Raw genomic sequence first — 26411 nt, forward strand, 5'->3', positions numbered from 1 at the left:
CAAAGCAGTTTCGCTCGCTTGTACGGCGACTCAAGCGGCGGCGGGTTTGAACGTCATCGCCAGGCCGTTCATGCAATAACGCAAACCGGTGGGCTTGGGCCCGTCATCGAAGACATGGCCCAGATGTCCGCCGCAACGCCGGCAATGGACCTCTGTACGCGATACGCCGAAAGACAAGTCCTCATGCGTTGCCACCGCGTGGTCGAGCGGCGCCCAGAAGCTCGGCCAGCCGGTATGGCTGTCGAACTTCGTGCGCGACGAAAAGGCGTCGAGCTGGCATCCGGCGCACGCGAACGTGCCGCTACGATGTTCGTCGTTCAAGGGGCTGCTATAAGGACGTTCTGTGCCTTCGTGCCGAAGTACGTTGTATTGCGCAGGCGTCAGCAGGCGGCGCCATTGGTCATCAGGGTGAACCACCTCGAACGATTCATCGGCGGTGCTACCGTCTTTTCCTGTCGCACCCAACACGCGACGTTGATTGAATGCGGCAAACGCCGCTGCCGCAAAAACGCTGCCTGCAAAAATAAACCGGCGCCGGGTCTGCATGATGTACTCCTGAACAAAGCCAACTTTTAAAGGAAAGCCGCTCTTTGTGTGAATCGGCGTTCCAGGTCGCTACAGGGAACCGAGATTAGGGTTCTAACGGGCAAACACTTCAATCACGGTTTTAATCCTTCGGAACGGAAAAATCGTGATTAATTTTGAATCCCTGTGGTCTATTTCAACCGGCTCTTGAATATGGCGCGGTTTTATCAACCCCAACATTCTCTGTGCGTCTGTTAGCTAGTTCGTCCAGGGGCCACGGCCGGTTACACGTGACCCATCAAATTCGTGTGGCCGGTCCATGAATACCCCACATCATGTCGTAACGTGTTGTTACGCTATATTTACCGAAATATAGCGTAATGTGATCAGCACGCTTAAGGTAGATTTAAGTTTCAGCGGAGTCGCGAGATTTTAGGGCGATGTCAAAGAGGTGCCGGTAGATCGGGATCGCGTCGGCTTGCTGAGGGCTGTGGGCGTTGGCTGAGGCAATGTGTCTGCTGGCACGCGTTAGCGCGAAGAACTGAAGTTGCGCCTTAGCCAAGGCACAGGGAACCTGCGCAACGGGTGCAAGGGGTGCAAGGAGTGCGACTTGAAGATGGTTAGCTCGCGTCGATGCGCAATCGGGGAGGCATGAAGGCCTCCCCTTGCCCTTATCGCACCATATACCCGCGGTCGGTCATGCATTCGCCATACGAGCGCCAGTACTGGACCATCGGCGGCTCGGGCGGGGGCAAGGCGGGCATAGGCGCATCGGCGGACGTCGAACTTGCGTGCGCCGCAGCGCGAGCATCGGCAGCCACGCCGGGCGTGGGCGTCGCGGACGCTTCCATCGCCGATGCGGCAACCGGCGCGGACCCGGGCGTAATCGCCGACGGCAACGGCGCCGCCACTGCAACCGGATGCACTGCACCAGGCTTCACGGTCTTCGGCTTTTCAGGCGCTTGCGACACGCGCGCCATCATCACGCCGGTATGTTGATTCGCGTAGCTGTAGCACATGGCGGTATCGATGCTGGTTTGCGCCGAGCTCTGGCTGCGCATTGGAAAGGCGATCGGCTGTTGCGCAAGCGCGCTGCTGCTTAATACCATCACGGCAATGCCGGCGGACAGGGGGATTCTCATAGCTCGTGCACTCCGGGAAACAGGAATGGCGCCCCCAGATCAGGCCGATTCCGATAGGCCGCCAAAACGAGCTTTCACCTTACTGTCCGCGTCCCGTACCCATGCGAAAGACTATCGCTGTAATCCGCCAACTTTTCGCATTATTCGTCCGCTTCGCGCGGTGGACCGCGTTTCTCCGACAATCCTTGGCGAATTGAACGTCGGGAAAGCCGGGCTGTATAGCAAGGCAAATCAGTCTTGTGCAATGCACCACACGCCGCCCGGTTCCGGACGACGCGAGCCCGCGCGAAGTCGTCCTACCCACCTGCACCCGCCCCAATCAAACGCTTTCCAGCGCCAGCGCAATACCTTGGCCGCCGCCGATACACAGCGTCACCATCGCTCGCTTCAACCCGTGGCGTTTCATCGCGTGGGCGAGACGCGTGACCAGCACCGCGCCGGTTGCGCCAATAGCGTGGCCGTGGGCAATCGCGCCGCCTTCGGGGTTCACCACGTCATCGGGCAGGCCAAGCTTGCGCGCAACTGCGATCGGCACGGCGGCGAACGCTTCGTTGATCTCGATACGTTCAAGATCGCCCAGCTTCCAGCCCGCGCGATCCAGCGCCTGCTGCACGGCAGGCACCGGTCCCAGGCCGAACATGCCTGGCTCAACCGCCGCGATGCCGTACGCGGCCAGCCGCACCGATGGCTCGATCCCCTTGCGCTCGGCGAACGCGCGATCCGCCACGAGCATGGCGGCCGCTCCGCTGTTCAGCCCCGGCGCGTTGCCTGCGGTAATCGTTCCGTCGGGGCGGAATGCGGGCCGCAGTCTGGTCAAAGTCGCGAACGTGGTGTCGGGGCGCGGCTGTTCGTCGATATTGAAGACGACGCTTTGTTTACCCGCCCTCACCTCGACGCCGACAATCTCCGCCGCGAACCAACCTTTCGTCTGCGCTGCCGCAAAACGTTGCTGCGAGCGCTCGGCGAAGCGGTCCTGCGCTTCGCGTGTGATGTCCATCTCCATCACGAGATCTTCCGTGTGCCAGCCGGAATGCTTGCCGGAGAACGCGTCGTCGAGACCATCGCGCAACATGCTGTCGTGGATTTCCGCGTTGCCCATCCGATACCCGAAGCGCCCGTTATCAAGCAGATAGGGCGCGCGGTCCATGTTCTCCATACCGCCCGCCACCGCAAGCTGCGTAAAGCCTGCGGTGATCTCGTTAGCCGCCGATACAATCGCCTGCGCTCCCGAGCCGCACACGCGGTTCACGGTCAGCGCGGGTACCGAGACAGGCAAGCCGCCATTCACGGCTGCCTGACGCGCCGGATTCATGCGGTTGCCCGCCTGGATCACGTTACCCAAGGTGACCGAATCCACGTCCTGTCCCGCCACTCCGGCGCGCCGCAGCGTTTCACGGATAACGGCCGCGCCGAGATCCGTCGCGGGCGTGCCCTTCAGCGCGCCGTTGAATGCACCGATCGCGGTCCTGACCGGCTCGCACAGCACGATTTCACGATGTTGGCTCATGGTGGTTCGCTCCTGGTTGACCAGAAAACTTAGTGTGCCGGCGTGAGGTAAGCAGGCGTGGCCGTTGACAACGACGCCTTCACGTTGCGGCCCACTTCATCGACGAGAATCTCTTCCTTGCCTTGCTCGATGCCTTCGAGGACCTGGCGCACAACCTCTTCCGGCGATGTCTTCGGCGCGTCGATCCCTGCGGTCATATCGGTATCGATAAACGCAGGATGCACGCCGACCACCAGCGTGTTCTGCCCGCGCAATTCGGTGCGCAAGCCGTTCGTGATCGCCCATACGGCAGACTTCGACGCGCTGTACGAACCCGTGTTGTCGATAGTCAGCCAGCTCAGCACCGACAGGATGTTGACCACCGCGCCGCCGCCGTTGCGCTTCAGGATCGGCGCAAAGGCCTGGGTGATGGCAAGTGGACCGATCACGTTGGTCTCGACCTGCGAGCGCACGGCATCGATCGACGCGCCATCGAGCAACGAACCGCCAATGATTGCGCCGGCATTGTTAATGACGACCTGCACGTCGGTCAGACGGTCAGCCGCAGCGGCAATGCTCTGCGCATTCGTGACGTCGAGCTGCACTGCTTCCACGCCGGGCACTTTGACCTGACTTTCATCGCGCGCGGATGCATACACCTTCGATGCCCCCGCCGCGAGCAACGCCTTCGCAAACTGCTCGCCAAGACCACGATTCGCGCCGGTTACCAAGACAACTTTTCCTTTGATTTCCATGCCAATCTCCATAGTGCATATGCACTTTTTGAGGTAGAAAAACGCCCGGTGCGAAGCCGAGCAAGTATTTCATTCCATCGATGTCAGTTCGAGCAGCGACTTTCTCAGTTCCCCGGCGCGTTCCCGGCCGAACTTGTCCTCGAATTCCTGTTGTGCCTCGCGCCAGCGCAGCGATGCCTCGCCGAGCGTCTTTTTGCCGGCATCGGACAGGGATAACGCAACAGCCCGCGTACTGGCGTCTTGCTGAATCGCATTCACAAGGCGATCGCGCTGCAACGGCTTCAGCGCCCGGACCAGCGTGGTGCGCTCCATTACCATGGCGTCCGCGAGTTCGGCCATGGTCACGCCGGGACGCCGGTGGATTGCCGCGAGCAACGTGAACTGCGCCGCCGTCACCCCTGCCTGGCTGACGTGGCGCTCATAAAGCTGCGACACGAATCGCGCCGCCTGACGGATGGCGAAGCAATTGCAGTCGAGGTAGGACAGATCTTGGGTAGTCATATCCCAAATTGTATTTGTGTATATGCACTTTGTCAAGATGGCCACCGGGCGGCCTTGAAGCACGCCCTCATTCACTCCCTGGGATACGCCACGACATCGCCTTCGACCGACAGCGCGATGCGCTCGCCGACTCGCGGATGCGAATGCCCCGCCACGCGAATCTGCACACCGCGCGCGCCTGTGAGGGAGCGCAGCATGACGCTGGCATCGTGGCCATAGAACACGACCTTCTCGACCACCGCCTGAACACCATCACCATTCAAACGATGATCGGCAACAATCCGGATCTGCTCCGGCCGGATCATCACATCGACGTCGCTCGCGGCCACGGCGCGCGCGATCGGCAAGATGCCGAACTCGCAAATCACCTGCTTCGCATTCCGGGAATCGATTGATCCCGGCACGATCACCGCGTCGCCGACAAAACTCGCCAGCTCACGCGACACCGGCCGCCGATACACCGCTTCCGGCGAATCCGTCTGCACGAGACGGCCGCGCCACAACACCGCGACCTCGTTCCCAAGCGACAACGCCTCGGCCTGATCGTGCGTGACCAGCACCGCGGTGGCGCCCGTGGCTGCAAGCGCGTTCGTCACGGCTTCACGCGTTTCGATCCGCAAGGTGGCATCGAGGGAAGAAAACGGTTCGTCGAGCATCACGAGCGAGGGCGAAGGCGCAAGCGCGCGCGCCAGCGCAACGCGCTGCTGCTGTCCGCCCGACAATGCCTGCGGCGGCCGGTCACCGTACGCGGCGGGCAGACCGACGAGCGCCAGCAATTCATCCACGCGATACCGCGCACGCCGCTGCTGCCTCGGCAAGCCAAAGACAATGTTGTCGGCTACCGAAAGATGCGGGAACAGCGCGCCTTCCTGCGGCACATAACCTATCCTCCGCGCTTCAGACGGTACATGAATGCCCGGCCCGACCACGCGCACGCCGTCGATCTCGACCGTGCCGGCGTCTGCCCGTTCGAAGCCGCAGAGCACGCGCAACAGCGTGGTCTTGCCACTGCCGGAAGGTCCGAGAAGCGCGAGCAAGGTGCCCCGTTCCACCGATAGATCGACGCCATGAAGCACGGGTTGACCATCGAAGGACTTGGTCAGGCTGGTAACGCGAAGTTCGCTCATATGGATTTACTTGTCAGGCGGCGAACCGGCCTGTAGTCCTTCTTTTAAAACAGCCGCACGCCCCGCTACCGCCGATCGCCCGAGCAACGTGAACAGCGCGATCGACGCCGCCAGCGAAATACCCACGAGCAAGGCGGCATACGGCGCCGCGGCGGCAAACGCGAGCGTGGACGTATCGATCCAGACTTGCGTGGCGAGCGTGCGTGTGCCGCTGGGCGACAGCAATAACGTGGAATTGAGTTCGGTGACGACCGATATGAAGACCATCGTGGCACCCGCGCCCAGGCCAGGGCCCGCCAGCGGCAAGAGCACGCGCTGCACGGTTTCGCGCCAGCTTAGCCCAAGCGAGCGCGCAGTCTCTTCAAGACGCGGCTGCGCTTGCGTAAATGCCGCGCGCACGCTGACCAGCGCGAGCGGCAGGAAAAGAATGGCGTAGGCCACGACCAGCAACTCAGCACTTTGATACAGAGGCCTCAACGCGTGCACGGCCAGCGACACGATCGCCAGCGCGACGACGAGGCTCGGCAAACCCTGCGCGAGGAACACGATACGTTCGAATGTAGTCGCGATCCTGCTGGGGAAACGGACCAGGAGGAACGCCAGCGGTACGCATGCGAGCGTAGTGACGACCGCCGCAGCGCAACCATAACCAATCGATGACAAGGTCGATTCGAGCAGCAATTCCGGCGACACTTCCGCCGGCGTGATGGCGGCGGCCCCACTTTGCGTCAGCCAGAAACCGATCATGCCGATAGGCACGCCCAGCGTCACGATCGCCAGCACGACAAACGCGCCGACCACCGCCCATCGCCATACGCCGAGTTCATAGCGCAATGCGGCACGCCTCACGCCGCGATCGACGCGTTCGTAGCGCGCGCCGCCGCGAACACGCATTTCCAGCGCGAGGCAGAACAGGCACATTGCGATGAGGATGCAGGCGAATACCGAAGCCCCGCTGCTGTCGAAGCTCGTCCTGTATTCGGCGTAGATCTGGGTAGTGAAGGTCCGAAAGCGCAGCAGCGTGAACGCGCCGAATTCTGACAGCACGCCCAGCGCCACCAGCAACATTCCGCCAAGCAGCGCGGGCCGCAATTGCGGCAACACCACACGCACGAACACGCCAACACGACCGCAACCGAGCGAGCGAGCGCTTTCTTCGAGTGCTGGGTCCATGCCGCGCAAAGCGGCGGCGACCGGCAGATAAACGAGGGGGAAATATGCGGTAGAGATCACCAGCAACGCGCCCGCGAAGTCCTGCAAATCGAGGCTCAGCGAGACCCATGCATAACTCGTGATGAACGCGGGCATGGCAAGCGGCGCGACCGTGAGCGCAGCCCACAGTCGTCGCCCGGGCAAGCGCGTTCGTTCGATAAACCATGCTGCCGCCGTCCCCACCACCGCTGACACGAGCGTGGCGCTCACGGTAATGGACAGCGTGTTGATGAGCAATTCGCCCACCAGCGGCCGGAAAATCAGCTCGATGGCGTCATCCCAGCCGAACGTCACGGCGCGATACACCGTGAAGGCGAGCGGCATCAGCACCAGCAGCGCGCACAATCCCGCCGCCACGAGCAAACCCCGCGGCGCGCGTTTGCGGCTGCGGGGTTCAGGCAGCGCGGATACGCCAACCGCCTTCACGACATCGCTCATACTTTCCTACGCTTACAGTAGTCCGGCCTGGCGCATCAGCTTCGCGGCTTTGCTGTCATCGCCGAGTTGTTCAACCGTCAACGACGGCGGGCTCAACTGGTCGAAAGGCTTGAGCAGCGGATCGGGAGAAACACCCGCATGCAGCGGATATTCGAACGCGATCTTGCCCTTGGCCATCAGGTCCTGCGCACGTTCGCTGACCAGATACGCCAGGAATTGCTGCGCCGCCTGCTGGTTCGTGCTCGATTTCAACACCGCCGCGCCCGATACGTTCACGAGCGCGCCCACGTCACCGTTACCGAAGTGATAGATCGCACTGCGCGTGGCGCTGTCGCCGAGTTGCACGTGCAGGCGCGCCCAGTAGTAGTTGTTCACTACGCCCGTCGCCACGCCGCCGCGATTCACTGCTGCCACCACGCCTTCGTCGTCATCGAAGATCTGCGAATTTTTCTTCAGGCCCTTGAGCCACTCCAGCGCGCTCGCTTCGCCCTTCATCGCGATCACCGCGCTTACCACCGGCAGGAAATCGCCGTCGCTGGGTGCAATGCCGACCTTGCCTTTCCACTCCGGCTTGGCCAGATCCATCAGCGATGCCGGCAGTTGCGCCGCGTCGATCTTCTTCGTGTTGTAGACCAGCACGTTCTCACGCGCGAGCACGCCGACCCAGTCACCCTGCGGCGAGTTGTAGCGCGACGGGATGGTCGAGAGCGTGGATGCATCGGTTTTAGCGAGCAAGCCTTTCTCGTCCAGCAACATCAGTTCGGGCGAATTCTCGGTGAAGTAGACATCGGCGGGAGAAGCCGATCCTTCCGCGACCAGTTGCGCCGCCATGGCCGGCCCTTCGCCGTTACGGACCTTCACCGACACACCGGATTGCTTCTCGAAGTCCTTCGCCAGCGCGGCCACGACCTGCTCGTGTTGCGCGTTGTACAAGGTCAGCGTCGCCGCTTCCGAGTTCAGCGGCAACGCCGCTGCGGCAGCCAGCACCGCGATGCCGCAAAGCGTGCGCAGCACGGGCAGGGAGCGTGTGGTGTTCATTGCAGTCATTCCTTTTGTCGTGGTGCGCCGGCTTGTCGCCGGCGTTTGCCTTATTGCTTCAATTAATTCAAGCTTCAAACAGCCCCGCGCCGATAAACGAACCCGGCCGCACGCCCGGCGGGCACGCAAACACCGCGCTGCCCACATGCGTGGTGAACTGATTCATCATGTCGAACTTCGCCAGCCGTTCATTGATCGGAACGAAACCAGTGCGCGGATCGCTTTGATGCGCGACGAAGATCAACCCTGCGTCGTACTCGGTTTCCTGGCGCCATGGCGGCCACCGCTCGATATAAAAATCGGTGCCGTCGTTGTAGGAATACGAGCGGCGCAAGATCTGCGCACCGTTGTTCGTTGCCTGGTTCGATAAGCGCACGTGCGAGTTTTCCGGGATCACCTGGTTGCCGTCTTTATCGGCGGCATCGAGGTCCAGCGCATCGAATTCGTTCTTCTTGCCGATCGGCGCGCCGCTGTATTTCTCGCGGCCCATCACCTGTTCCTGGAAACCGCGTTCCATGGTGTCCCAGTGTTCCAGCGTGATCCGGATACGACGCACGACGGTGTACGTGCCGCCGTTCATCCACGGCGCGTCGGGCGCGTTGGCCCACACGAACTGGTTCATCAGCGCCGGTTTCGCGGTCGACGGATTGTTGGTGCCGTCCTTGAAACCCATCAGGTTGCGCGGTGTCTGACCACGCGGACCGGAGAGGAAACCGGCCTGTGCCCAGCGCATGGCCACGATGCCGTAGCCCATGCGCGCAAGTTGGCGCACAGCGTGGAACGCCACTTGTGCGTCGTTGGCACAGGCCTGGATCAGGATGTCGCCGCCGGTTTTCTGCGGCAGCAACTGGTCGCCGTTGAAGCGCGGCAAGTCCACCAGCGCGGCCGGCCGGCGCTTCTCCAGACCGTAGCGATCCTTACCTTCGTGCGTGAAAAGTCCCGGACCGAATCCAAATGTGATCGTGAGGCCCGCTGCACCCAGGCCGAGGATATCGCCGGAATCGGGTGCGGCTTTGTCGTCGGCGGGCAAAGGCTTGGCCGTGTCACCGCGCGACATGCGTGCGGCCGCATCCGTCCACTCTTTCAGAAGACCGATCACTTCTTCGCGTTTATCGGTCGTGAGATCGAGCGACGCCACATACGTGTGACTCTGCTGCGGTGTCACGATACCTGCCTGATGCTCGCCGAAGAACGGCTCGACCACGAGCATCGGGTCGATGGGCTGCTTGAACTGCGCCTTGGTCGCGGCGTGCGCGACTGAGCCCGCGCCTAACGCTGCACCTGCGGCAACGCCCGCCTTGAGAAAGCGGCGGCGCGGTGGATCTTGATCGTTTGCCATGATGTCGCCCTGCTGTGCTAATTACTTCGCTTTACTTACTTCGCTTTACTTCGCCAGGACCAGTGTATTCACATCGTCCTGTACGTAATAAAAGCCATCGCCTTCCGGCGTCATCGCGATGCCGAACAAGTCACCATTGCCCGGCGGCGATTGCGCTTTGTCGGTATCGATCCAGCGCGCATACAGTTGCTTGCCCGTCGCCGGATCAATCTCCACCACCTGGCCGTTCAACGCGTTCGTGACCAGCAAGTGCCCGTTGGGCGCCGTCACCATCGCAAGCGGGCGATGCAGGAAACCATCGGCGGTCAGTTCGCGGCCAACACCCGCGCTGGTATCGCGGGTCATGGGTTCGTCGATTTCGGTCACGCGGTTGCCGATCGCATCGGATGCATAAAGCAGCTTCTGATCTGGCGATAACGCCAGGCCCGTCGGACCAACCAGGAACACGCCCTTGTCAGCCTGCGCGCCGAAACCGCTGGCGATCACCGTCTCCTGCTTGACCACCGGCGCCTTGCCTTGCGGGATATCCAGGTCGAGGCGAAGAATGGTCGCCTGCTTGAACACCGGCGGATTGCCTCCTGCGCCGCCCACGCCGAAGCCCGCGTTGCTCACGAACAGCGTAGCGTGATCGCCGTTATCGACGACCGCCATGTTGCCCCACGGGTCGTTGATGTTGGCACTCGCGATAGTGGATGCTACCTTGCCCTGGTTGTCGAGCACGATCAGGCAACCCGCGCCCTTGGTGCCGGTCGTGCCATCGTTGCTTGGCGTGCTGCCGACGATCACCCAGCCCGACTTCAGCATGGTCATCGCGGTGGAGAGGCCGATACCGCCCGGACAATCCTTCAGATCGCGCGGCACGGTGGCGAACACCGTCATCTCCTTGGTGTCGGGATGATAGTTGATGATCGTGCTGCCGGTCCCCTGCAGGTTCGCGGCATTGTTGAAGTTGCCCACCAGCACGTCGCCCTGCTTGACCGTGCCCGACGATACCGGCGCGACCACGATTGCATACGGATTCTGGTCGCCGTTGGACGGAACGGTGTTGATGAGCGTGGTGTGCTTGTGCAGCGTCTCGAGAAAGCCGATCGGCGCTGCGTGCGCGATGCTGCTGACAAGACCGCCAGTCAGCACCGCGGCTGACGCAATAGCCGTCAGCGTGGCCGTAAGCGCTCTGGATTTGAAAAGTTGTTTCATACAAAAGCCTCGGGTGCGTGCTTCAGGATCACGCCGATCAGAAGGTGATGGTGGTGCGCACGCCAACAACGAGCGTGTTGCGCAACGGCTGCGTGGGATCGTTCGGATTCTGGCCGGCGCCCGCGTTGAAGGTGTATTGCAGATCGCCCTGCATGACCCACCACGGGTTGACCTGATACTGATAGGTCGCCTCGACCGCCGTTTCCTGCGTGCGGATACCGTACGGGCCGCCGCTTGCGGCTGCAGCCGCTACATCAAGGTCATGCACGTGGTTGCCGACCTTGATATAGGCGAGGCCAATGCCGACGCTGTCGTTGTCACGGCCGGCGAACGGAGCTTTCATCACAATACCCGCGTTGGCGCTCAAGCTCACCAGGTTGCGGTCGCCCGGCGCGCCCATCACGCGCATGAACACACCAATGCTACGCGGTTCGTCGGGGTTCGGCCGCCAGATCATCTGATCCGCGACGGCATAAAAGCTGTAGTTGCCGTTATGGTTTTGCGGCGTACCGCTGCTAGCCGGATCGGCGAGCGACAGGCCGGTGTTGTCATTGTTTTGGTCAGCGAAGCGTTCGTTGTTATACCAGATGCCGATCTTGTATGTACCGGGCAAGCCGGATTGCGGCACGCCGACCATCTCGCCGTCGGACGGCTGATTGATCGAATACTGCAATTCACCGATATACAGCGCGCCGTTATGCAGGTTGAAGTTCGTACCGCTGATATTGTTCGGGTTGTTGCCAAGCGGATCGCCATCGAACACGCCCGCCAGCGCCGTCAATGAAGGCGTGATCTGGCCGCGCACGCGCACGCCGAGTGCGGACAGCGGATACGCCGGACCGCCCGACGGCATGTCATAAGAAGGCAGGCCTGGCCAGCCGAACATGGTGTTCACGAACGTGGCGGCATAGGTGCTGACCATGAACTCCTGGTCAATACTTTGCTGACCGACCTTGACGTCCACGCGTTTGTTCAGGAACGACTGCTGATACCAGAGTTCCCACAGGCGCGTGGTGTCCTGCGCTTCAATCCCGCTCGCGGTATTCAGCGTACCGAGATTGAACTCGCTCAGGTTACGGCCGTGAATCTGCAGCGCGCTCGCGTTGAACGTGCCGCCCGGCAGGCCGAAGGCCTTTTGCGTATCGAGGCCGAGGGTGACGGTGGTCAGCCCATCATACGTGCCGCCGGTTTTCAGGCCGCCGCGCGCGTTGTCGAGATATTCCGATACTTCCGTCGCTTGCAGTGTCACCCCGTACTGGCCGAGGAATGAACGGATGCCGCCCATGTCGCCGAGCAGGGTCGAGCGCCCCCAGACACCGGTCCATTGACCCGCCGGTTGCGCCTGGATGTTCAGGTCTGCTTCGGGGACATCAGAAGGGGTTGCGTCCGGGTTGGCCGGCTCTGCGGCAAATGCCGCCGAGAATGTTGCCGATGACGCCAGCGCGAACAACGCCAGGCTGGTACCGAGCACCGCCCGGCGAAAAGGCGCACTACGGCGCTTGATGGCAGCGCGCAGGGTCGCGTCGGGGCGTGAATCGTGTCGCGATTCAACGCGCGATTCGCGCGGAGCGAGCTGGACGGGTTGCATCGAAATCCTCTGTCTTGTTGCGACGCTTGGGCTACGCGTCGTGTTGATTGTTCTAGAGACGTTGCAACGACATGCGCGATAAACCCGGCACATCAGCGCTGAAACGTCCGCCGGGCCACCATCCAGAAAGCACCGGCGAAGCGAATCGTACCGACGCCAAGTTTGAACGTCAATATAAATGAGAACGATTCTCATTATAATTACATGTAGTTGAAGAGTCCCTTACAGAAGCAATTCCTTACAGCTTTATAACTTGCCTATTTGCAATTATTTAGTAATGCATTTGATATATATGAACAAACATCGAGATCTCGCGCCCTCGTCGTTCAATTCCGTTCCCCGTTTATGCCGCAATCTTCAGGGTCGAACCGGGTAGGTGCACGGTCGCATCAGGGTATTGCCGGATCGCGTCAACAACGGCGGTAGTGTCAGCTTACTGAGCTTCGGCAATCCGCTTAAACCCGCTATGCCGAAATCCGCATTGCCAATGCGACGAACTGCCAAGACGCCGCTAATTTGGCTTCCTAAATTGCATCTGCTGCTGGTCTTCAGCGAGTTCTTTCAACAAGCTCAACCGGTTTTTTCGTCCACACCATAATGGCGGCGCGCACGGGCAAGTCCCGTCTTGCTTGGAGCGTGCTCGTCGTGATGCAGTTGTTTGTCGGGAAACGGAGTTGAAAACGTGTAGATAAAACCAAAACGCGAAAGCGAAACCTGACCGCCCTGCTCGCCGGACCTGTCCAACCCCGAAGGAGAATAAAAGTGCATCTTCGAACACATCTCAAACCGCTTGCCTGGATTCTTGCGTGCGCTGCCGCCAGCCTGGGCGCGTTGCCGCTGTCCGCCGCTGCCGACACGTTCGACGTCAAGGTCGGCTTTGCCGCCCCGCTCACGGGCGCAAACGCCGGTTATGGGAAGGACCTGCAGAACGGCGTGCAACTGGCGCTGGACGAAGCGAACGCGAAGAAGATCCAGATTGGCGGCAAGACGGCCAACTTTGTCATTCAGGCCGAAGACGATCAGGCCGACCCGCGGATCGGGGTGCAGGCGGCGCAAAAACTGGTGGATGGCGGCGTGGCCGTTGTCGTCGGCCACTTCAATTCGGGCACGACCATTCCTGCGTCACAGGTCTACCAGACCGCCGGCATTCCGGTGATCGATCCGGCGGCGACCAATCCGACCATCACGCAGCGAGGGTTCGACAACGTCTTCACCGTCATTTCAAGCGATGCCCAGAATGCCGGTACCGCCGGGACTTATGCGGTAACGGTGACGAAAGCGAAGAAGATCTCGATCATCGACGACCGGACGGCTTTCGGCCAGGGTGAAGCCGATGAGTTCGAGAAAGCGGTGAAGGCGGCGGGCGGCACGATCGTCGCGCGCCAGTACAGTGATAACCAGACCGTCGATTTCAGCGCGCAGCTCACCGCGCTGAAGGGTATAGGCACCGACCTGATCTTCTTTGGCGGCCTGGACCGGCAAGCGGCGGCGGTGGCGAAGCGGATGAAGCAGCTTGGCATCACTGCGCAGTTCGTGGGCGGCGGCGGCGTAATGGACACGGACTTCCTGAAACTTGCCGGCGATGCGGCTGATGGCGCGATGGCATGGGAATACGGCAGTCCACTGGAGAAGCTGCCGCAGGGCAAGGCGTTCGCCGAGAAATTCCAGAAGCATTTCGGCGTGGCGATCCTCTCGTATGCGCCGTTCGGTTACGACGCTGCGTGGGCCGCGATCAATGCCATGCAGAAGAGTAATTCCATCGATCCGAAGGTATACCGTCCGGTGCTGAAGACCATTTCGTTCCCGGGCATTACGGGCACGATTGCCTTCGACAATAACGGCGCGTTGAAGAATGCCTCGTCGACGATGTATCAGGTCAAGGGCGGTGCCTGGGTGCCAATCGTGACGAAGAGCGGGACGTAGGATTTAACGGACGCGGGGCGGGGATGGTTGGAGAACCCTCGCCCGAAAGTGCCAACGAAAAATCACGCGCTCATGTAAGCCAGAAGATTCGCCCGCGTCACCGCGGCCTCTCCCTTGAGCCATTCGGCAAATTCCTGCAAGACCGGTGAAGCCGCCGGCCGCTCCGGATAGATCAGATAATACGAAGCCCCGCTCGGCACGCAAAGCGAAAACGGCGTGATGATCCTCTGCGCCCGCAAGTCCTCCTCGATCAGCGATAAATCCCCAATCGTCACGCCCAACCCCTGCATTGCAGACGAAATGGCGAGATCAAGCGTGTCGAAGTGCTGCGCTTTCGCAGACGGCAATCCCTTGTACCCATACGCTTCCAGCCACCTGAGCCAGTCCCGCCGATCACGCGTGGGATGCAACAACGTCTGGTCAGCAAGATCATCCGGGGTCGCTGCGCCGACCTGCCCCGTCTTCCACAAGCCCGGCGCACACACCGGCGTCAGCACTTCATCGAACAGATGATGCGAACTCACGCCCTTCAGACTCACGCCCTTTGACGTCGGCTGCCCGAACACAATGGCGGCATCGAACTGCTCGGCATTGAATTCCACCCCGTGCGACACCGCCGCCGTCACCTCGATCACCAGCTCCGGCCGCTCATTCTGCAAGCGGATCACACGCGGCAAAATCCAGCGCATCGCGCACGTGGGACATTTAACCCGCAACGTGCCCGACTGCGCCCCGCTACGCTCCAGCGCCTCGGTAATCTGCGCCAGTGCCTGCTGCAAAGGCGCAAGCAGCATCGCGCCGTTCGGCGTCAGCGCAAGACCCCTAGGCTGGCGCACGAACAGCGCATAACCCAGATGCGCCTCCAGCCCCGAAATCTGCCGGCTGACAGCGCCTTGCGTGATGTTGAGAACATCGGCGGCACGGGTAAAGTTCAGTCGCTGCGCCACGACCGCGAAGGTTTTAAGCACATCCAAGGACGGCAGTGGTTTCATTGTCGGATCTCGTAAGCCATGAGCTGGGTTCATGGCTAGTATGACAAACTTTCGATTGTCCGCGCATTATTGCTGCGGTCGAATGACAATCGATACTTGAATTCAGTCTTCCGGAGACAACCGCCGTGAAAAGTGCCTGGACCCCCGCGTCGAAGCTGCCGAATGTCGGCACGACCATCTTTACCGTGATCGGCCAACTCGCCGAGGAACATCAGGCGCTGAATCTCTCGCAAGGCGCACCGAATTTCGCGTGCGATCCGAAACTCGTGGACAACGCGGCGCGAGCCATGCGCGCCGGGCATAACCAATACGCGCCCATGTCAGGCGTGCTTGTGCTGCGCGAAGCCCTCGCGCTGAAAACGCAGCAGCTCTACGGGGCCACCTACGACCCGGGCAGCGAAATCACCGTGGTGGCAAGCGCCAGCGAAGGGTTGTACGCGTCGATCAGCGCGCTCGTCCATCCCGGCGACGAAGTGATCTACTTCGAACCTTCGTTCGATAGCTACGGCCCCATCGTGCAATTGCAGGGCGCGACGCCCATCCCGATCAAGCTCTCGCCGGTGGACTTTCATATCGACTGGGATGAGGTGGCAGCGGCCATCACGCCGCGCACGCGGATGATCATCATCAACTCGCCGCACAATCCGTCCGGCAGCGCATTCACGGTTGAAGACATCAACCGCCTCACGGCGTTGACGCGCGATTCGAAGATCATCGTGTTGTCGGATGAAGTGTATGAACACGTCGTGTTCGACGGCGCCCTGCATCACAGCATGGCGCGTTATCCGGCGCTGGCCGAGCGCAGCGTGATCGTGTCGTCGTTCGGCAAGTCGTATCACGTGACGGGGTGGCGCGTCGGTTTCACGCTTGCCCCGGCCGAGCTGACCAACGAAATCCGCAAAGTTCATCAGTTCATGACCTTCGCCGCCGATACCCCCATGCAAATTGCATTCGCGCAAGCACTCGGCGACGCATCGAGCTATCTCGGGCTCGGCGAGTTCTATCAGAAGAAACGTGATCTGCTCGCCGAAGCGCTCGCCGGTTCACGCTTCGAACTTTGCCCAAGCGCCGGCAGCTTCTTCATGCTGGCGCGCTTCGGCGCGTTCTCCGATGAATCGGACAGCGACTTCGTGCTGCGCCTGATTCGCGAAACCCGCGTCGCGACCATTCCCTTGTCGGCGTTCTACACCGACGGCACGGACAACCGCATCATCCGCCTCAGCTTCGCCAAGGACGACGACACGCTGCGCGAAGGCGCACGTCGCTTGTGCGCGGTTTGATGCTGATTTAATGCTGACTTGAATATTCAACTTCTATCAACATCAATAAAGAGACGCTCCAATGAAAAACACCGCTCGCGTTCTGTCGGCCGCCCTGTTGCTGGCCTCGTCGTTGTGCAGCGCCGCCGAGTCCGATACCTTGCGCTATGGGGTGGAAGCGCAATATCCGCCGTTCGAATCGAAGGCGGCAACCGGTGAATTGCAGGGGCTGGATATCGATGTAGGCAACGCGGTGTGCGCCACGGCGAAGATGAAATGCGTGTGGGTTGAGACCTCGTTCGACGGTTTGATCCCGGCCCTGCAAGGCCGTAAATTCGACGCGATCAATTCCGCGATGAACGCGACCGATCAGCGCCGCCAGGCCATCGACTTCACGACGGTCGTGTATCGGATGCCCACGCAACTGATCGCGAAGACGGGCAGCGGGCTTGAGCCGACAACGGCATCGCTGAAGGGCAAGAACATCGGCGTGTTGCAGGGTTCGATCCAGGAAAATTTCGCCAAGGCACATTGGGCCAACGCGGGCGTGAACGTGGTGCCTTACCAGGATCAGAACCAGGCTTATACGGATCTGAAGGCCGGCCGTCTCGACGGCACGCTGGTACTTTCGGCTGCCGGACAAACGGGCTTTCTATCGAAACCGGACGGCGCGGGATACAGCTTTGCCGGCGGCCCGGTCAGCGACGACAAAATCCTGGGCAGCGGCATTGCATTTGGCATTCGCAAGAGCGACGATGCGTTGAAGCAGCGTCTGAACACAGCCATCGCGAAGCTCAAGGCGGATGGAACAATTGCCAAGTTCGCGAAGAAGTATCTCGGCGACATCGACGTGTCAGCTAAATAAAGGTGGCCTGAAACAGGGATATCCGGTTCATCAAAGAGCCGCTTAAAGCTTGATAGCTGGATGAAAGCTGCAGCGAGACCAGCGAGGTTTATTGAACGCTGGCACACTGCGGCCTTCGTCGTTGGCACAATCGGCTGCTGTGTTGCATCGAGCGGCCGCTTTATCCGGATATCCCATGAGCACTGCGCCTGCCGCACCGCCTGCGCCCTCCCCGCCGCCGCCGTTGAAAGGCGGCCAACTGGTTCTCGCGACCATTGCCGTGGCGCTCGCCACGTTCATGAACGTGCTCGACTCTTCGATCGCGAACGTCGCCATCCCGACCATTTCCGGCAATCTCGGTGTTTCCGTCGATGAAGGCACGTGGGTCGTGACGGTATTCGCGGCGGCCAATGCCGTGTCGATTCCGCTGACCGGCTGGCTGACTCAGCGTGTTGGGCAGATCAAGCTGTTTGTTGGCGCAATCTTGTTATTCGTGATCTCTTCGTGGCTTTGCGGGCTTGCACCCACGCTGCCGATCCTGCTTGCCGCACGCGTTTTGCAAGGCGCCGTTGCGGGGCCGTTGATTCCGCTGTCGCAGGCGATATTGCTGGGTTCGTATCCTAAGGAGAAAGCGTCGATGGCGCTTTCTCTATGGGCAATGACCGCCGTTGTCGGGCCAATTGCCGGGCCGGCTTTAGGCGGCTGGATTACCGACAGCTATAGTTGGTCGTGGATCTTCTATATCAACATTCCCGTCGGCTTATTCGCCGCCAGCGTCACCTGGTTCATCTACCGCAAACGTGAATCGGCGACGCGTAAAGCGCCTATCGATACAGTCGGGCTCATTTTGCTGATTGCCTGGGTTGCGTCGCTGCAGGTGATGCTTGACAAGGGACGCGACCTTGACTGGTTTTCGTCGCCGGTGATCGTTTGGCTGGGCGTCATCGCGGTGATTGCCTTTGCGCTTTTTGTGGTATGGGAGTTAACCGATGCCAATCCCGTCGTTGATCTACGGCTATTTGCCGGGAGGAATTTCTTCGGCGGAACGGTGGCCATTTCCGTGGCTTACGGCGTGTTCTTCGGCAACCTTGTTCTGTTGCCGCAATGGCTGCAGGAGTATCTGAATTACCGCTCCGTCGATGCCGGTCTGGTGACCGCGCCATTGGGGATCTTTGCGGTGATTCTCGCGCCGGTCATGGGGCGATTTTTACCCCGGACCGACGCGCGTGTTGTCGCGACCATGGCGTTTATCGGCTTCGCCATCGTGTTTTATATGCGCTCGAAGTATGTGATTGAGGTCGATACCTGGCATTTGGTGTTGCCCACGCTTTTGCAGGGCATTCCGATGGCGCTGTTTTTCGTGCCATTGACGTCGATTATCCTGTCGGGGCTGCCGCCGTCAAAAATTCCCGCCGCCGCGGGCTTATCGAACTTTGCTCGGGTGTTTTGCGGGGCGGTGGGGACATCGCTTGCGGGTAATGAGTGGACGAACCGGATTGCCTTGCATCACGAGCGGCTGACCGAGCAGGCTAATATCAATAATCCGGTGTTCTTGCAGTCACTGCAGATGTCGCAGGGGACACTCAATATCAGCGAAGCTCAAGCCAGGGGTATGTTCGATTTCACTGTGAACACACAAGCCGCCATGATGGGGCTGAACGATGTGTTTTTTGCTTCCGCCATTATTTTCATTCTGATTATTCCGCTTATCTGGATAACGAAGCGCGCGAAAGGCGGTGGGGGCGGAGCGGCCGCGGGCGCGCATTGAGTCTTGTTTGCACGGGTTTTCTGGCATTAAGGGGTTGGGGGGCCTTTGGCGGTCCCCCCGCGCGATCCGCGTTCGAAAAAATAAGCAAAGATCGGTTCAACGCTCTTTGCGACGTGTCAACCGCAGCTTGAGCCATGTCACCATGCTTCATTTTTTTCTAGTCGCAAATCGCGATAATCTGGTTCAACTGCTCGCACGCTGCGGCAAACACCTCATCGGGTGCACACTTCCACGGATGAGCCTTCGCTCCCCGTGCTCGCCAATCAAAAGACTTGGGCTGGTGTCCAAGCACGTAGCTCGTGACGTTTCTCGGCCCCTGGAACTTGATTGCAAACGGATTCGTGTCGTTGAACGCGGCTGTCGTCATCGGAAGACCAATAACGATCCCGGTTCGCTCGTTGAATGGCTTCGGTGACAAAACCAGCATAGGCTGCATATCCTTCATGTCGCGACCGACCTGAGGGTTGCAGTCAATCCAGATAATGTCGCGTCGATCCGGCGCCCACAAAGCAGCTGCCATCAAAACTCCTCCACACCAATGCGGCCCGTGGCCATCGCCTCACCGCCGTGAGTTGCAGGATCGAACTTCGCCAGTTTCTCCGCGAGCGTGAGCTTGCGAGGACCCACCGGCTTCACCGTCACGCCGATCTCGTCAGTCGTCACCTCAACCTCCTGTCCGACCTCGAAATGCGCAGAGCGTGCGATTGCGGCGGGGATACGAACAGCCAGGCTATTTCCCCACTGTTGGATCGTGAGCGTCGCTGTTTTGGCCATGATGCCAACCTCCTGTGAACGTTGAGACAAGTCAATACGTTTTACAGGTAGGTTTCAACGCGTCTATACGGCAGTTGCAGACATCCTGCTAACGGTGTCCGAAGGGGCAAAACCAACCGCTACCCCTTGTGAAAGGTAATGTGCGAAACCCTCCGCACCATCAGCACCGCCGATAACGCCGCCACTGCGGTCAGCGCCACGCCAATATGAATCGATTGCACGAGCACCTCGCGTGCGCTTTCGATCAGCGCCGGCCCATCCAGCCCGGCCGGTACCAGATCAGCCAGCAACTTCCCCCGCAACGCGGAATCGATCAGGATCCGCGGATCGGCAAATCTTGGCAGCCACGCCGTACTCGCCGGCTCGCCGAGCACTCGCAGCGTACGCGTAATCACGTCCCGATAATGATGCTGCACGATGGTCGCGACCACGCTCGTCCCGAGCATCCCGCCGACCATTCGCGTCGATTGCAGCAACGCCGTGGTAATGCCGAAGCGCTCACGCCCGGCAATCTCCTGCCCGAACACGTTCAGGTTATTCAGCACGAACCCCAGGCCAATACCAATCCCCGCCATGGGAATCTCGATCCAGATATGCTGCGTGGAGGCATCGGCAAACGCCAGCGCAATACACGCAAACAGCAGCAACGTAAATCCAATCGACAAGATGAAGGTGGGCTTGCGTAAATGAATCACAATGCGCGTGTTAATAAAACTGCCGATGGCAATAAACATCGCAATTGGCGTAGCCAGTAATCCAGCCTCTTGCGGCGATAAACCAAAACCTCCCTGCAGCAAAAGCGGCGCAAAAAAGATCAGCGAAAACATCACGAAACCCGACAGCATCGACAACGTGAACAACGTAACCAGCTGCGGGTCCTTGAAGAGGTCGAGCGGAATGATCGGATGCGTCGCGCGACGCTCGCATATCAGCAACGCCACCGCGCCGCCCGCCACGCACGCAGCCAACACCACGTTCCCGGTGGTCAAGCCGCTCTTCGGCACGGCTTCAATGAATGCCTGCAAGCCGCCCAGCACGAGGGCAACCAGCACCGCGCCGAGCCAGTCGATCTTCACCGCACCCTCGCGCGGCCGATGGAAATTCGGCAAATGCGCCCAGATGAAATAAAACGCGGCAATCCCCACAGGCAGGTTGATCAGGAAAGTCGACCGCCATCCCCAATGCTCACTCATCCAGCCGCCCAACGACGGGCCCGCCGCCGTGCCGATCCCATAGGACGCCGCCATCACCACCTGCCAGCGCACCCGCAAGCGCGGATCGGGAAAGAGATCGGGAATCGACGCGAACGCCGTGCCGACCATCATCCCCCCACCCACGCCCTGCAAACCGCGCGCGATCACCAGGAACAGCATGTCGTTGGCCACGCCGCACAGCACCGAGGCTGCCGTGAACGTGATCACCGCGGCAATCACGAACCGCTTTCGCCCGAAATAATCGCCAAGCCGGCCGAATACCGGCACCGTTACCACCGACGCCAGCAAATACGCGCTCGCGATCCAGGCGTAATACTCGAAACCATGCAATTCCGCGACAATCGACGGCAGCGCGGTGCTGACTACGGTCTGGTCAAGCGCAACCAGCATGTTGACGAGACCGATGCCGAGCATCGCGAGCAGAGCGTTGCGAAAAGGCAGGGGAGAGGCGGATTCGGGAAGCGGCGGGGAGGCGGACTGAGGAGCGGATTGAGGAGCGGATTGAGACACGGGCTGGGGACTAGGAGAGTAAAAATAGAGGGAATCAATACAAACATCACGCCCCCGGATTGTATGACGTCATTATTTCGTCCGGTTGGTCAGGATCGACGGGTTGTCGACATAGGGGAACATTAATCAGATTATTACTGTCGTATATTTGTAAGCCAGGCGACCAGGCGCGACTGTTTTCATCGATCAAAAAATGTAAGTTTGTACTTCACCGCTGAAGGAGAACCGTATGTTCAAACGAATCGTCGTGGCTATTGATGGCAGCCGCACCTCGCGCCGCGCATTCGAATCCGGGCTCGAACTCGCCGCCACGCACGGCGCGGTACTGCAGCCCTATTACGTCGTCGAAAACGCACCGGTCTATTACGACGTGCCGGGCTACGATCCGTCGGTCCTGCGCGACGAGCTCGCCGACGAGGGCGCCAAACTCGCCGCCGAAGTGAATGCCGAGATGAAACAGCGCGGCGTACAAGGCGCCGTGGTGATTGCCGAAGGTTCGTCGGTGGATGATGTCGCAGAGATGGTGCTCGCCGCCGCTGCCGCGTTCAACGCGGACCTGCTCGTGATGGGCACGCACGGACGCAAGGGCTTCCAGCGGCTGTTACTCGGCAGTGTCGCGGAAAGGTGCCTGCGCCAGGCTACGCTGCCGGTACTGCTGATTCCCGCAGCCTCCGGGACCGGCTCAGTGCCCGAATCAAACGGATAAAGCACCGAGATGGGCGTGCGGGGTGGGCAAGCGGGCGGCAGCGTTCTTACGCGACGTTTTGCCACCCGGAGGCGGGTCGCATCGATGGGACAATTTCCTTGTTCCAGATCAAAACGAACTAAAAGCGAGCGAGCCATGCACACCGTCTGCGAAACCCCAGTTCCTCTGTCCAGCGCCCCGTCGCGCCACGCCGCTGATTGCTCGTCCTGCGCCTTGAAGCATTACTGCCTGCCGCAAGGCCTATCGTCTGACGACGTCAACAGCCTTCAGAAGGTCATCGTCAACGCCCGCACGATCAAGCGGGGCGAAACCCTGTTTCGCGTCGGCGACACCTTCGACACGCTCTACGCCATCCGCTCCGGCTCGATCAAAACGGTTGTGTCGACACCGAACGGCAATGGCCGCGAACAGGTCATGGGTCTTCATCTCGGTGGCGATGCGCTTGGTCTCGAAGGATTCGCTCATGGCCGGCACGCATGCCACGCCATCGCGCTTGAAGACAGCTCGGTCTGCCTGATCCCTTATGTGCACTTTGAGCGCGCCTGCCGCGAAACGAGCGCCCTGCAGCGCCGGCTGCTGCAGTTGCTGAGTGGCGAAGTTGTCCGGAAGGCGGCGCAGACCCTGATCCTCGGCACGCTGCGCGCCGACGAGCGGGTCGCTGCCCTGCTGCTGGATTTCTCCGCCCGGCTGACGCGCCGCGGTTATGCGGGCAACGAGTTCAACCTGCGCCTCACGCGCGACGACATGGGCAGTTTTCTCGGCATCACGTTGGAAACGGTCAGCCGGACACTGTCGCGTTTTCAGGAAAAGGGCCTGATTGACGCAAACGGCAAGCTCATCCACATCCTCGATTTCGACGGCCTGCGCGCGATCTAGCGCTATCTGGTTCCTGGCCCGCTTTTCCGGCCTGTTTGTGATCCAAGCAGGCTTGGCATGCCCTCTGCTACGATTTATCGTTTTGCATCGGCCCGTGCCCGGAGACAAGAGCGAAATGAATCGCGAACCTACCCCGCTGCATCCGCTGCTCGCCCGCCTGCGCGACGCGCGCCAGACCACTGACGCGTTGTTCGACATCGTCAAACCCGAATTCCTGTATGAACGTCCGATTTCCGAGCGGCATCGGATCGTGTTTTACATCGGGCATCTTGAAGCCTTCGATCGAAATCTGTTCGATCAGCGCCTCTTCGACCTGCCCAGTCCAAATCCCGAGTTCGACCAGTTATTTGCGTTCGGCATTGATCCCGTCGATGGCGGACTGCCGAGCGACCAGCCTCGAGACTGGCCGTCTCTCGACACAATTCGCGCCTATGTGCAGCAGATTCGCGATGACATCGATGCGCGTTTCGATCCCGCCGAAATTACAAAACGTGAAGATAAGCGTGACAATCCCAGCGCTCTGGAAGCGACGCCTGAGACGCTGCTGGAGGTCGCGATCGAGCACAGGCTGATGCATGCGGAAACGCTTGCGTACATGTTGCATCAGTTGCCGTTGCATCAGAAAACCGGGCCCGCGGTCACCGAAGACGCCGCGGAACACCCGCTCGACAACGGTATTGCACGGGAAATGGTCCACGTGCCTGCTGGCAGGACGACGCTTGGCCTTGCGCGCGATAGCGGCACGTTCGGCTGGGACAACGAGTTTGGCGAACAGGGCGTGGACGTGCCGGCATTCGAGATGGACCGCTACATGGTGACGAATTCGGACTGGCTGGATTTCATCGAAGCCGACGGTTACGGACATCGCGATTACTGGCGCGACGGCGACTGGGCGTGGAAGGAACGAGAGGGCATAGAAAAGCCGGCGTTCTGGGTGCGTGATGAATCGTCGGCGGAATTGAAAGAGTCAGCAAAGGGCTCAGGTTGGAAGCTGCGGACCATGTTTGCCGAGATTCCGTTGCCGGCGGACTGGCCAGTGTATGTAAGTCACGCCGAAGCCAGTGCATACGCTAAGTGGGCGGGCAAGTCGCTGCCGACTGAAGCGCAATGGCAACGCGCCGCCGAGGCGGCCCCGCACGCCCAGCAGGGCAATTTCGATTTCCGACGATGGGAACCGTCACCGGTCCAAGCTCACACGGAGAATCACAGCGCGGCGGGCGTGGTGGGGCAGTTTGGCAACGGCTGGGAGTGGACGTCGACGACTTTTGGGCCGTTACCCGGTTTCGAGCCGTTTCCGTTCTACCTGGGTTACTCCGCAAACTTCTACGACGACCAGCATTACGTGCTCAAAGGCGGCTCGCCACGCACGGCGGCTTGCATGCTGAGACCGAGTTTTCGCAACTGGTTTCAAGCGCATTACCAGTACGTGTATGCGGGATTGCGGTGCGTGCGGGGGTAATGGGCCGTGGTCAACGCCCACCTTATCAAGAAGGGCGCACGCTCACTGGACCGGGCGCTACGAAAACAGATGACCTGGGTTGCAGAGAGTTGCGACCCGGGCTATGCGGATCATCGCACCTTGTGGCTCATTGCAAGGTCCGACGCAAATGAATGCCGTGCCGCTTGAGCTTTGCGTAAAGCGCCGGCTTCGAAACCGCGAGCACGGCCGCGCATCGAGTCATGTTGAAGGCGCAAGACCGTAGCGCCTCTTCAATAGCCCGCCTCTCCGCCTCGGCAAGCGATACGACCTGCGACGATGCCCCTTCGCGCACGCCGTCGACCACCGCATCGGGCGTTGGGATTCCGCGAGAAAGCGAACTGACATCGCTGATCGTTGCGTCTTCGCTCAAATTAATCATGCGCTCGATAAAGTTCTCGAGTTTGCGCACATTGCCGGGCCACACGTAGCCAGACATCTGTTGCATCGCGCTAGGGGTGAAACCATAAATGTTCTTTCGCAGCAGCGCAGCGTATTTAGCCACGAAAACGCTCGTCAGAACCGGAATATCGTCCTGACGTTGCCGCAGTGGAGGAATCGCGATATCGATGACATTGCACCGGTAATAGAGGTCTTCCCGGAACGCTTTTTCGCGCACCATTGCCAGCAGGTCGCGGTTGCTCGCGCAGATGATGCGAACATCTATCTGGATGCCGCGCGTGTCGCCCAGCCGCGTCACTTCCCGCTCCTGGAGTACGCGTAGCAGCTTCGCCTGGACATCGAGCGGCAGCTTCGAAATCTCATCGAGAAACACGGTGGCGCCGTCGGCAGATTCGAACTTGCCCGGTCGCCCTTCGCGCGTCGCACCGGTAAAGCTCCCCGGTGCATGCCCGAAGAGTTCGCTTTCAATCAAATCGTGCGGTAATGCGCCGCAATTGATTGCGATGAACGGATGTCCTTGACGCTCGCTGTCGTTGTGAATGGCTTGCGCGAACACACTTCCTTGCCTACCCCGCTCTCTCCGCTCAATAACAGGTTGGCCGAGCCTCTCGCCGCTTTGCGCGCCGAGGCCACGGCGTCAAGCAGTCCGGCGCTTTTCCCGACGATATTTTCAAACGTATACCGCGCGTGATTGCCGGCGTACTTCCCGACAATCTTTCGTATGCGCTTGAATTCACGGAATGTGTTGACGACCGAAACAACCCGGCCACATGCGTTGGTGATAGGTATCGCCGTGTCCAGCAGATGAAGATGCCGCGCTGGCGAATCGATGATCAATTCCCTGTCGACATATCCCATGCCCGTGGAAAAAATGGGCCCGATAATCGGCTCGAAGTCGATCAACTCCTCCAGCGGTCGGCCAATGGCCTTGACCGGATCGATGCCCAGAATGCGTCCAGCGACCGTATTGGCATGACGCACGATGCCGCCGCGCGCGAGCACCATCAGCCCATCGCCAATATGGTCAATGATCGCCTTCTGTTCCTCGATCAGAATTGAATCGATCAGCAATCGTGTACTGTGGCAATCGCGCGGAGCCTTATCGAGTAAGGATTTCGGCGAGTTGATGCAGCGATGGAGATGGAAAGTGGAAGTGAACGTAACGTTCACATTTTTTACGGGCGTTAAGTTTTTTAACGCCTCGCCGTGGACGCGAGGATCCGTAAAGGGCGAGAGCCGGCCTGATATCGGGCGGCCGCGGTCAACCCTCACGCCACCCGGTTACCATCCTTAAGCAAAGGGGCGCAATTGTCTGCGC

24 protein-coding genes are annotated in these 26411 nt (G+C 60.3%); 7 read left to right on the forward strand and 17 right to left on the reverse strand.

Going from position 1 to position 26411, the window contains the following annotated elements; all coding sequences use genetic code 11:
- Positions 1-30 precede the first annotated feature (30 nt).
- The 11 genes from msrB to BSU04_RS40890 form a co-directional block, all read right to left on the reverse strand.
- A complete protein-coding gene (msrB, locus tag BSU04_RS40840; protein WP_089165875.1) occupies positions 31-546 on the reverse strand; it encodes a peptide-methionine (R)-S-oxide reductase MsrB in 516 nt (171 codons plus the stop codon).
- Between the two features lie 650 nt (positions 547-1196).
- Positions 1197-1667, reverse strand: coding sequence for a hypothetical protein (locus BSU04_RS40845; protein ID WP_089165876.1), 471 nt, complete (start codon positions 1665-1667; stop codon positions 1197-1199).
- Between the two features lie 319 nt (positions 1668-1986).
- Positions 1987-3174, reverse strand: a complete 1188-nt coding sequence (locus BSU04_RS40850) for a thiolase family protein (RefSeq protein ID WP_089165877.1) — start codon at positions 3172-3174, stop codon at positions 1987-1989.
- 29 nt (positions 3175-3203) lie between these two features.
- Complete coding sequence (locus BSU04_RS40855) at positions 3204-3908, reverse strand: SDR family oxidoreductase (RefSeq protein WP_089165878.1); 705 nt, start codon at positions 3906-3908, stop codon at positions 3204-3206.
- A 69-nt stretch (positions 3909-3977) separates the two neighbouring features.
- Positions 3978-4409, reverse strand: coding sequence for a MarR family winged helix-turn-helix transcriptional regulator (locus BSU04_RS40860; RefSeq protein ID WP_089165957.1), 432 nt, complete (start codon positions 4407-4409; stop codon positions 3978-3980).
- Positions 4410-4480: 71 nt separating this feature from the next.
- Positions 4481-5536, reverse strand: a complete 1056-nt coding sequence (locus BSU04_RS40865; protein ID WP_089165879.1) for an ABC transporter ATP-binding protein — start codon at positions 5534-5536, stop codon at positions 4481-4483.
- Positions 5537-5542: 6 nt separating this feature from the next.
- On the reverse strand, positions 5543-7186 hold the full coding sequence (locus BSU04_RS40870) for an ABC transporter permease (RefSeq protein WP_089165880.1): 1644 nt from the start codon (positions 7184-7186) through the stop codon (positions 5543-5545).
- Positions 7187-7198: 12 nt separating this feature from the next.
- A complete protein-coding gene (locus BSU04_RS40875) occupies positions 7199-8224 on the reverse strand; it encodes an iron ABC transporter substrate-binding protein (protein ID WP_089165881.1) in 1026 nt (341 codons plus the stop codon).
- A gap of 67 nt (positions 8225-8291) precedes the next feature.
- Positions 8292-9563 (reverse strand): iron uptake transporter deferrochelatase/peroxidase subunit, encoded by a 1272-nt coding sequence (efeB, locus tag BSU04_RS40880; RefSeq protein ID WP_089165882.1) that lies wholly within the window; start codon positions 9561-9563, stop codon positions 8292-8294.
- A gap of 45 nt (positions 9564-9608) precedes the next feature.
- Positions 9609-10760, reverse strand: a complete 1152-nt coding sequence (locus BSU04_RS40885; RefSeq protein ID WP_089165883.1) for a hypothetical protein — start codon at positions 10758-10760, stop codon at positions 9609-9611.
- Positions 10761-10797: 37 nt separating this feature from the next.
- Complete coding sequence (locus BSU04_RS40890; RefSeq protein WP_089165884.1) at positions 10798-12348, reverse strand: carbohydrate porin; 1551 nt, start codon at positions 12346-12348, stop codon at positions 10798-10800.
- Positions 12349-13110: 762 nt separating this feature from the next.
- On the opposite strand from BSU04_RS40890, the gene BSU04_RS40900 reads away from it, so the two are divergent.
- Positions 13111-14271, forward strand: coding sequence for a branched-chain amino acid ABC transporter substrate-binding protein (locus BSU04_RS40900; protein WP_089165886.1), 1161 nt, complete (start codon positions 13111-13113; stop codon positions 14269-14271).
- Positions 14272-14333: 62 nt separating this feature from the next.
- On the opposite strand, the gene BSU04_RS40905 is transcribed toward BSU04_RS40900, so the two are convergent.
- Positions 14334-15263, reverse strand: a complete 930-nt coding sequence (locus tag BSU04_RS40905) for a LysR substrate-binding domain-containing protein (RefSeq protein ID WP_089165887.1) — start codon at positions 15261-15263, stop codon at positions 14334-14336.
- A 125-nt stretch (positions 15264-15388) separates the two neighbouring features.
- Between BSU04_RS40905 and BSU04_RS40910 the strand changes: the two genes are divergently transcribed.
- The 3 genes from BSU04_RS40910 (at position 15389) to BSU04_RS40920 (ending at position 19134) form a co-directional block, all read left to right on the forward strand.
- Positions 15389-16543 carry a methionine aminotransferase gene (locus tag BSU04_RS40910; RefSeq protein WP_089165888.1) on the forward strand — a complete coding sequence of 385 codons (1155 nt, stop codon included), beginning with the start codon at positions 15389-15391 and terminating at the stop codon, positions 16541-16543.
- 61 nt (positions 16544-16604) lie between these two features.
- Complete coding sequence (locus BSU04_RS40915; RefSeq protein WP_089165889.1) at positions 16605-17387, forward strand: ABC transporter substrate-binding protein; 783 nt, start codon at positions 16605-16607, stop codon at positions 17385-17387.
- A gap of 175 nt (positions 17388-17562) precedes the next feature.
- Positions 17563-19134: a DHA2 family efflux MFS transporter permease subunit gene (locus BSU04_RS40920; RefSeq protein WP_089165890.1), complete on the forward strand. Its 1572-nt coding sequence runs from the start codon at positions 17563-17565 to the stop codon at positions 19132-19134.
- A gap of 157 nt (positions 19135-19291) precedes the next feature.
- Here the strand turns inward: BSU04_RS40920 and BSU04_RS40925 are convergent, their stop codons facing one another.
- From BSU04_RS40925 to BSU04_RS40935, 3 genes are all read right to left on the reverse strand, one after another.
- Positions 19292-19654 carry a type II toxin-antitoxin system PemK/MazF family toxin gene (locus BSU04_RS40925; protein ID WP_089165891.1) on the reverse strand — a complete coding sequence of 121 codons (363 nt, stop codon included), beginning with the start codon at positions 19652-19654 and terminating at the stop codon, positions 19292-19294.
- Entirely contained in the window at positions 19654-19908 is a 255-nt protein-coding gene (locus tag BSU04_RS40930; protein WP_089165892.1) for an AbrB/MazE/SpoVT family DNA-binding domain-containing protein, read from the reverse strand. The genes BSU04_RS40925 and BSU04_RS40930 overlap by 1 nt, the downstream gene beginning before the upstream one ends.
- Positions 19909-20027: 119 nt before the next feature.
- Positions 20028-21536: an MFS transporter gene (locus BSU04_RS40935; protein WP_089165893.1), complete on the reverse strand. Its 1509-nt coding sequence runs from the start codon at positions 21534-21536 to the stop codon at positions 20028-20030.
- Positions 21537-21861: 325 nt separating this feature from the next.
- On the opposite strand from BSU04_RS40935, the gene BSU04_RS40940 reads away from it, so the two are divergent.
- From BSU04_RS40940 to BSU04_RS40950, 3 genes are all read left to right on the forward strand, one after another.
- The gene (locus BSU04_RS40940; RefSeq protein ID WP_089165894.1) at positions 21862-22338 is read left to right on the forward strand and encodes a universal stress protein; all 477 of its coding nucleotides are present in this window, start codon (positions 21862-21864) and stop codon (positions 22336-22338) included.
- A gap of 135 nt (positions 22339-22473) precedes the next feature.
- Entirely contained in the window at positions 22474-23214 is a 741-nt protein-coding gene (locus tag BSU04_RS40945) for a helix-turn-helix domain-containing protein (protein ID WP_089165895.1), read from the forward strand.
- Between the two features lie 115 nt (positions 23215-23329).
- Positions 23330-24673: an SUMF1/EgtB/PvdO family nonheme iron enzyme gene (locus BSU04_RS40950; RefSeq protein WP_089165896.1), complete on the forward strand. Its 1344-nt coding sequence runs from the start codon at positions 23330-23332 to the stop codon at positions 24671-24673.
- A 127-nt stretch (positions 24674-24800) separates the two neighbouring features.
- Here BSU04_RS40950 and BSU04_RS40955 read toward each other — a convergent pair whose 3' ends face one another.
- Both BSU04_RS40955 and BSU04_RS48350 read right to left on the reverse strand, forming a co-directional pair.
- The gene (locus BSU04_RS40955; protein WP_256983851.1) at positions 24801-25649 is read right to left on the reverse strand and encodes a sigma-54 interaction domain-containing protein; all 849 of its coding nucleotides are present in this window, start codon (positions 25647-25649) and stop codon (positions 24801-24803) included.
- A complete protein-coding gene (locus BSU04_RS48350; RefSeq protein WP_256983852.1) occupies positions 25562-26164 on the reverse strand; it encodes a PAS domain-containing protein in 603 nt (200 codons plus the stop codon). The genes BSU04_RS40955 and BSU04_RS48350 overlap by 88 nt, the downstream gene beginning before the upstream one ends.
- Between the last annotated feature and the right edge of the window lie 247 nt (positions 26165-26411).

Source organism: Caballeronia sordidicola (assembly GCF_002220365.1).
Classification (GTDB): Bacteria; Pseudomonadota; Gammaproteobacteria; order Burkholderiales; family Burkholderiaceae; genus Caballeronia; species Caballeronia sordidicola_C.

Excerpts from the sequence above, each read along its gene's own strand:
- efeB (WP_089165882.1), bottom strand. The coding sequence starts at position 9,563 with ATGGCAAACGATCAAGATCCACCGCGCCGCCGCTTTCTCAAGGCGGGC.
- BSU04_RS40870 (WP_089165880.1), bottom strand. The coding sequence starts at position 7,186 with ATGAGCGATGTCGTGAAGGCGGTTGGCGTATCCGCGCTGCCTGAACCC.
- BSU04_RS40935 (WP_089165893.1), bottom strand. The coding sequence starts at position 21,536 with ATGCTCGGCATCGGTCTCGTCAACATGCTGGTTGCGCTTGACCAGACC.
- BSU04_RS40890 (WP_089165884.1), bottom strand. The coding sequence starts at position 12,348 with ATGCAACCCGTCCAGCTCGCTCCGCGCGAATCGCGCGTTGAATCGCGA.
- BSU04_RS40845 (WP_089165876.1), bottom strand. The coding sequence starts at position 1,667 with ATGAGAATCCCCCTGTCCGCCGGCATTGCCGTGATGGTATTAAGCAGC.
- BSU04_RS40905 (WP_089165887.1), bottom strand. The coding sequence starts at position 15,263 with ATGAAACCACTGCCGTCCTTGGATGTGCTTAAAACCTTCGCGGTCGTG.
- BSU04_RS40865 (WP_089165879.1), bottom strand. The coding sequence starts at position 5,536 with ATGAGCGAACTTCGCGTTACCAGCCTGACCAAGTCCTTCGATGGTCAA.
- BSU04_RS40860 (WP_089165957.1), bottom strand. The coding sequence starts at position 4,409 with ATGACTACCCAAGATCTGTCCTACCTCGACTGCAATTGCTTCGCCATC.
- BSU04_RS40930 (WP_089165892.1), bottom strand. The coding sequence starts at position 19,908 with ATGGCCAAAACAGCGACGCTCACGATCCAACAGTGGGGAAATAGCCTG.
- BSU04_RS40925 (WP_089165891.1), bottom strand. The coding sequence starts at position 19,654 with ATGGCAGCTGCTTTGTGGGCGCCGGATCGACGCGACATTATCTGGATT.
- BSU04_RS40945 (WP_089165895.1), top strand. The coding sequence starts at position 22,474 with ATGCACACCGTCTGCGAAACCCCAGTTCCTCTGTCCAGCGCCCCGTCG.
- BSU04_RS40920 (WP_089165890.1), top strand. The coding sequence starts at position 17,563 with ATGAGCACTGCGCCTGCCGCACCGCCTGCGCCCTCCCCGCCGCCGCCG.
- msrB (WP_089165875.1), bottom strand. The coding sequence starts at position 546 with ATGCAGACCCGGCGCCGGTTTATTTTTGCAGGCAGCGTTTTTGCGGCA.
- BSU04_RS40875 (WP_089165881.1), bottom strand. The coding sequence starts at position 8,224 with ATGAACACCACACGCTCCCTGCCCGTGCTGCGCACGCTTTGCGGCATC.
- BSU04_RS40885 (WP_089165883.1), bottom strand. The coding sequence starts at position 10,760 with ATGAAACAACTTTTCAAATCCAGAGCGCTTACGGCCACGCTGACGGCT.
- BSU04_RS40940 (WP_089165894.1), top strand. The coding sequence starts at position 21,862 with ATGTTCAAACGAATCGTCGTGGCTATTGATGGCAGCCGCACCTCGCGC.
- BSU04_RS40855 (WP_089165878.1), bottom strand. The coding sequence starts at position 3,908 with ATGGAAATCAAAGGAAAAGTTGTCTTGGTAACCGGCGCGAATCGTGGT.
- BSU04_RS40950 (WP_089165896.1), top strand. The coding sequence starts at position 23,330 with ATGAATCGCGAACCTACCCCGCTGCATCCGCTGCTCGCCCGCCTGCGC.
- BSU04_RS40850 (WP_089165877.1), bottom strand. The coding sequence starts at position 3,174 with ATGAGCCAACATCGTGAAATCGTGCTGTGCGAGCCGGTCAGGACCGCG.
- BSU04_RS40915 (WP_089165889.1), top strand. The coding sequence starts at position 16,605 with ATGAAAAACACCGCTCGCGTTCTGTCGGCCGCCCTGTTGCTGGCCTCG.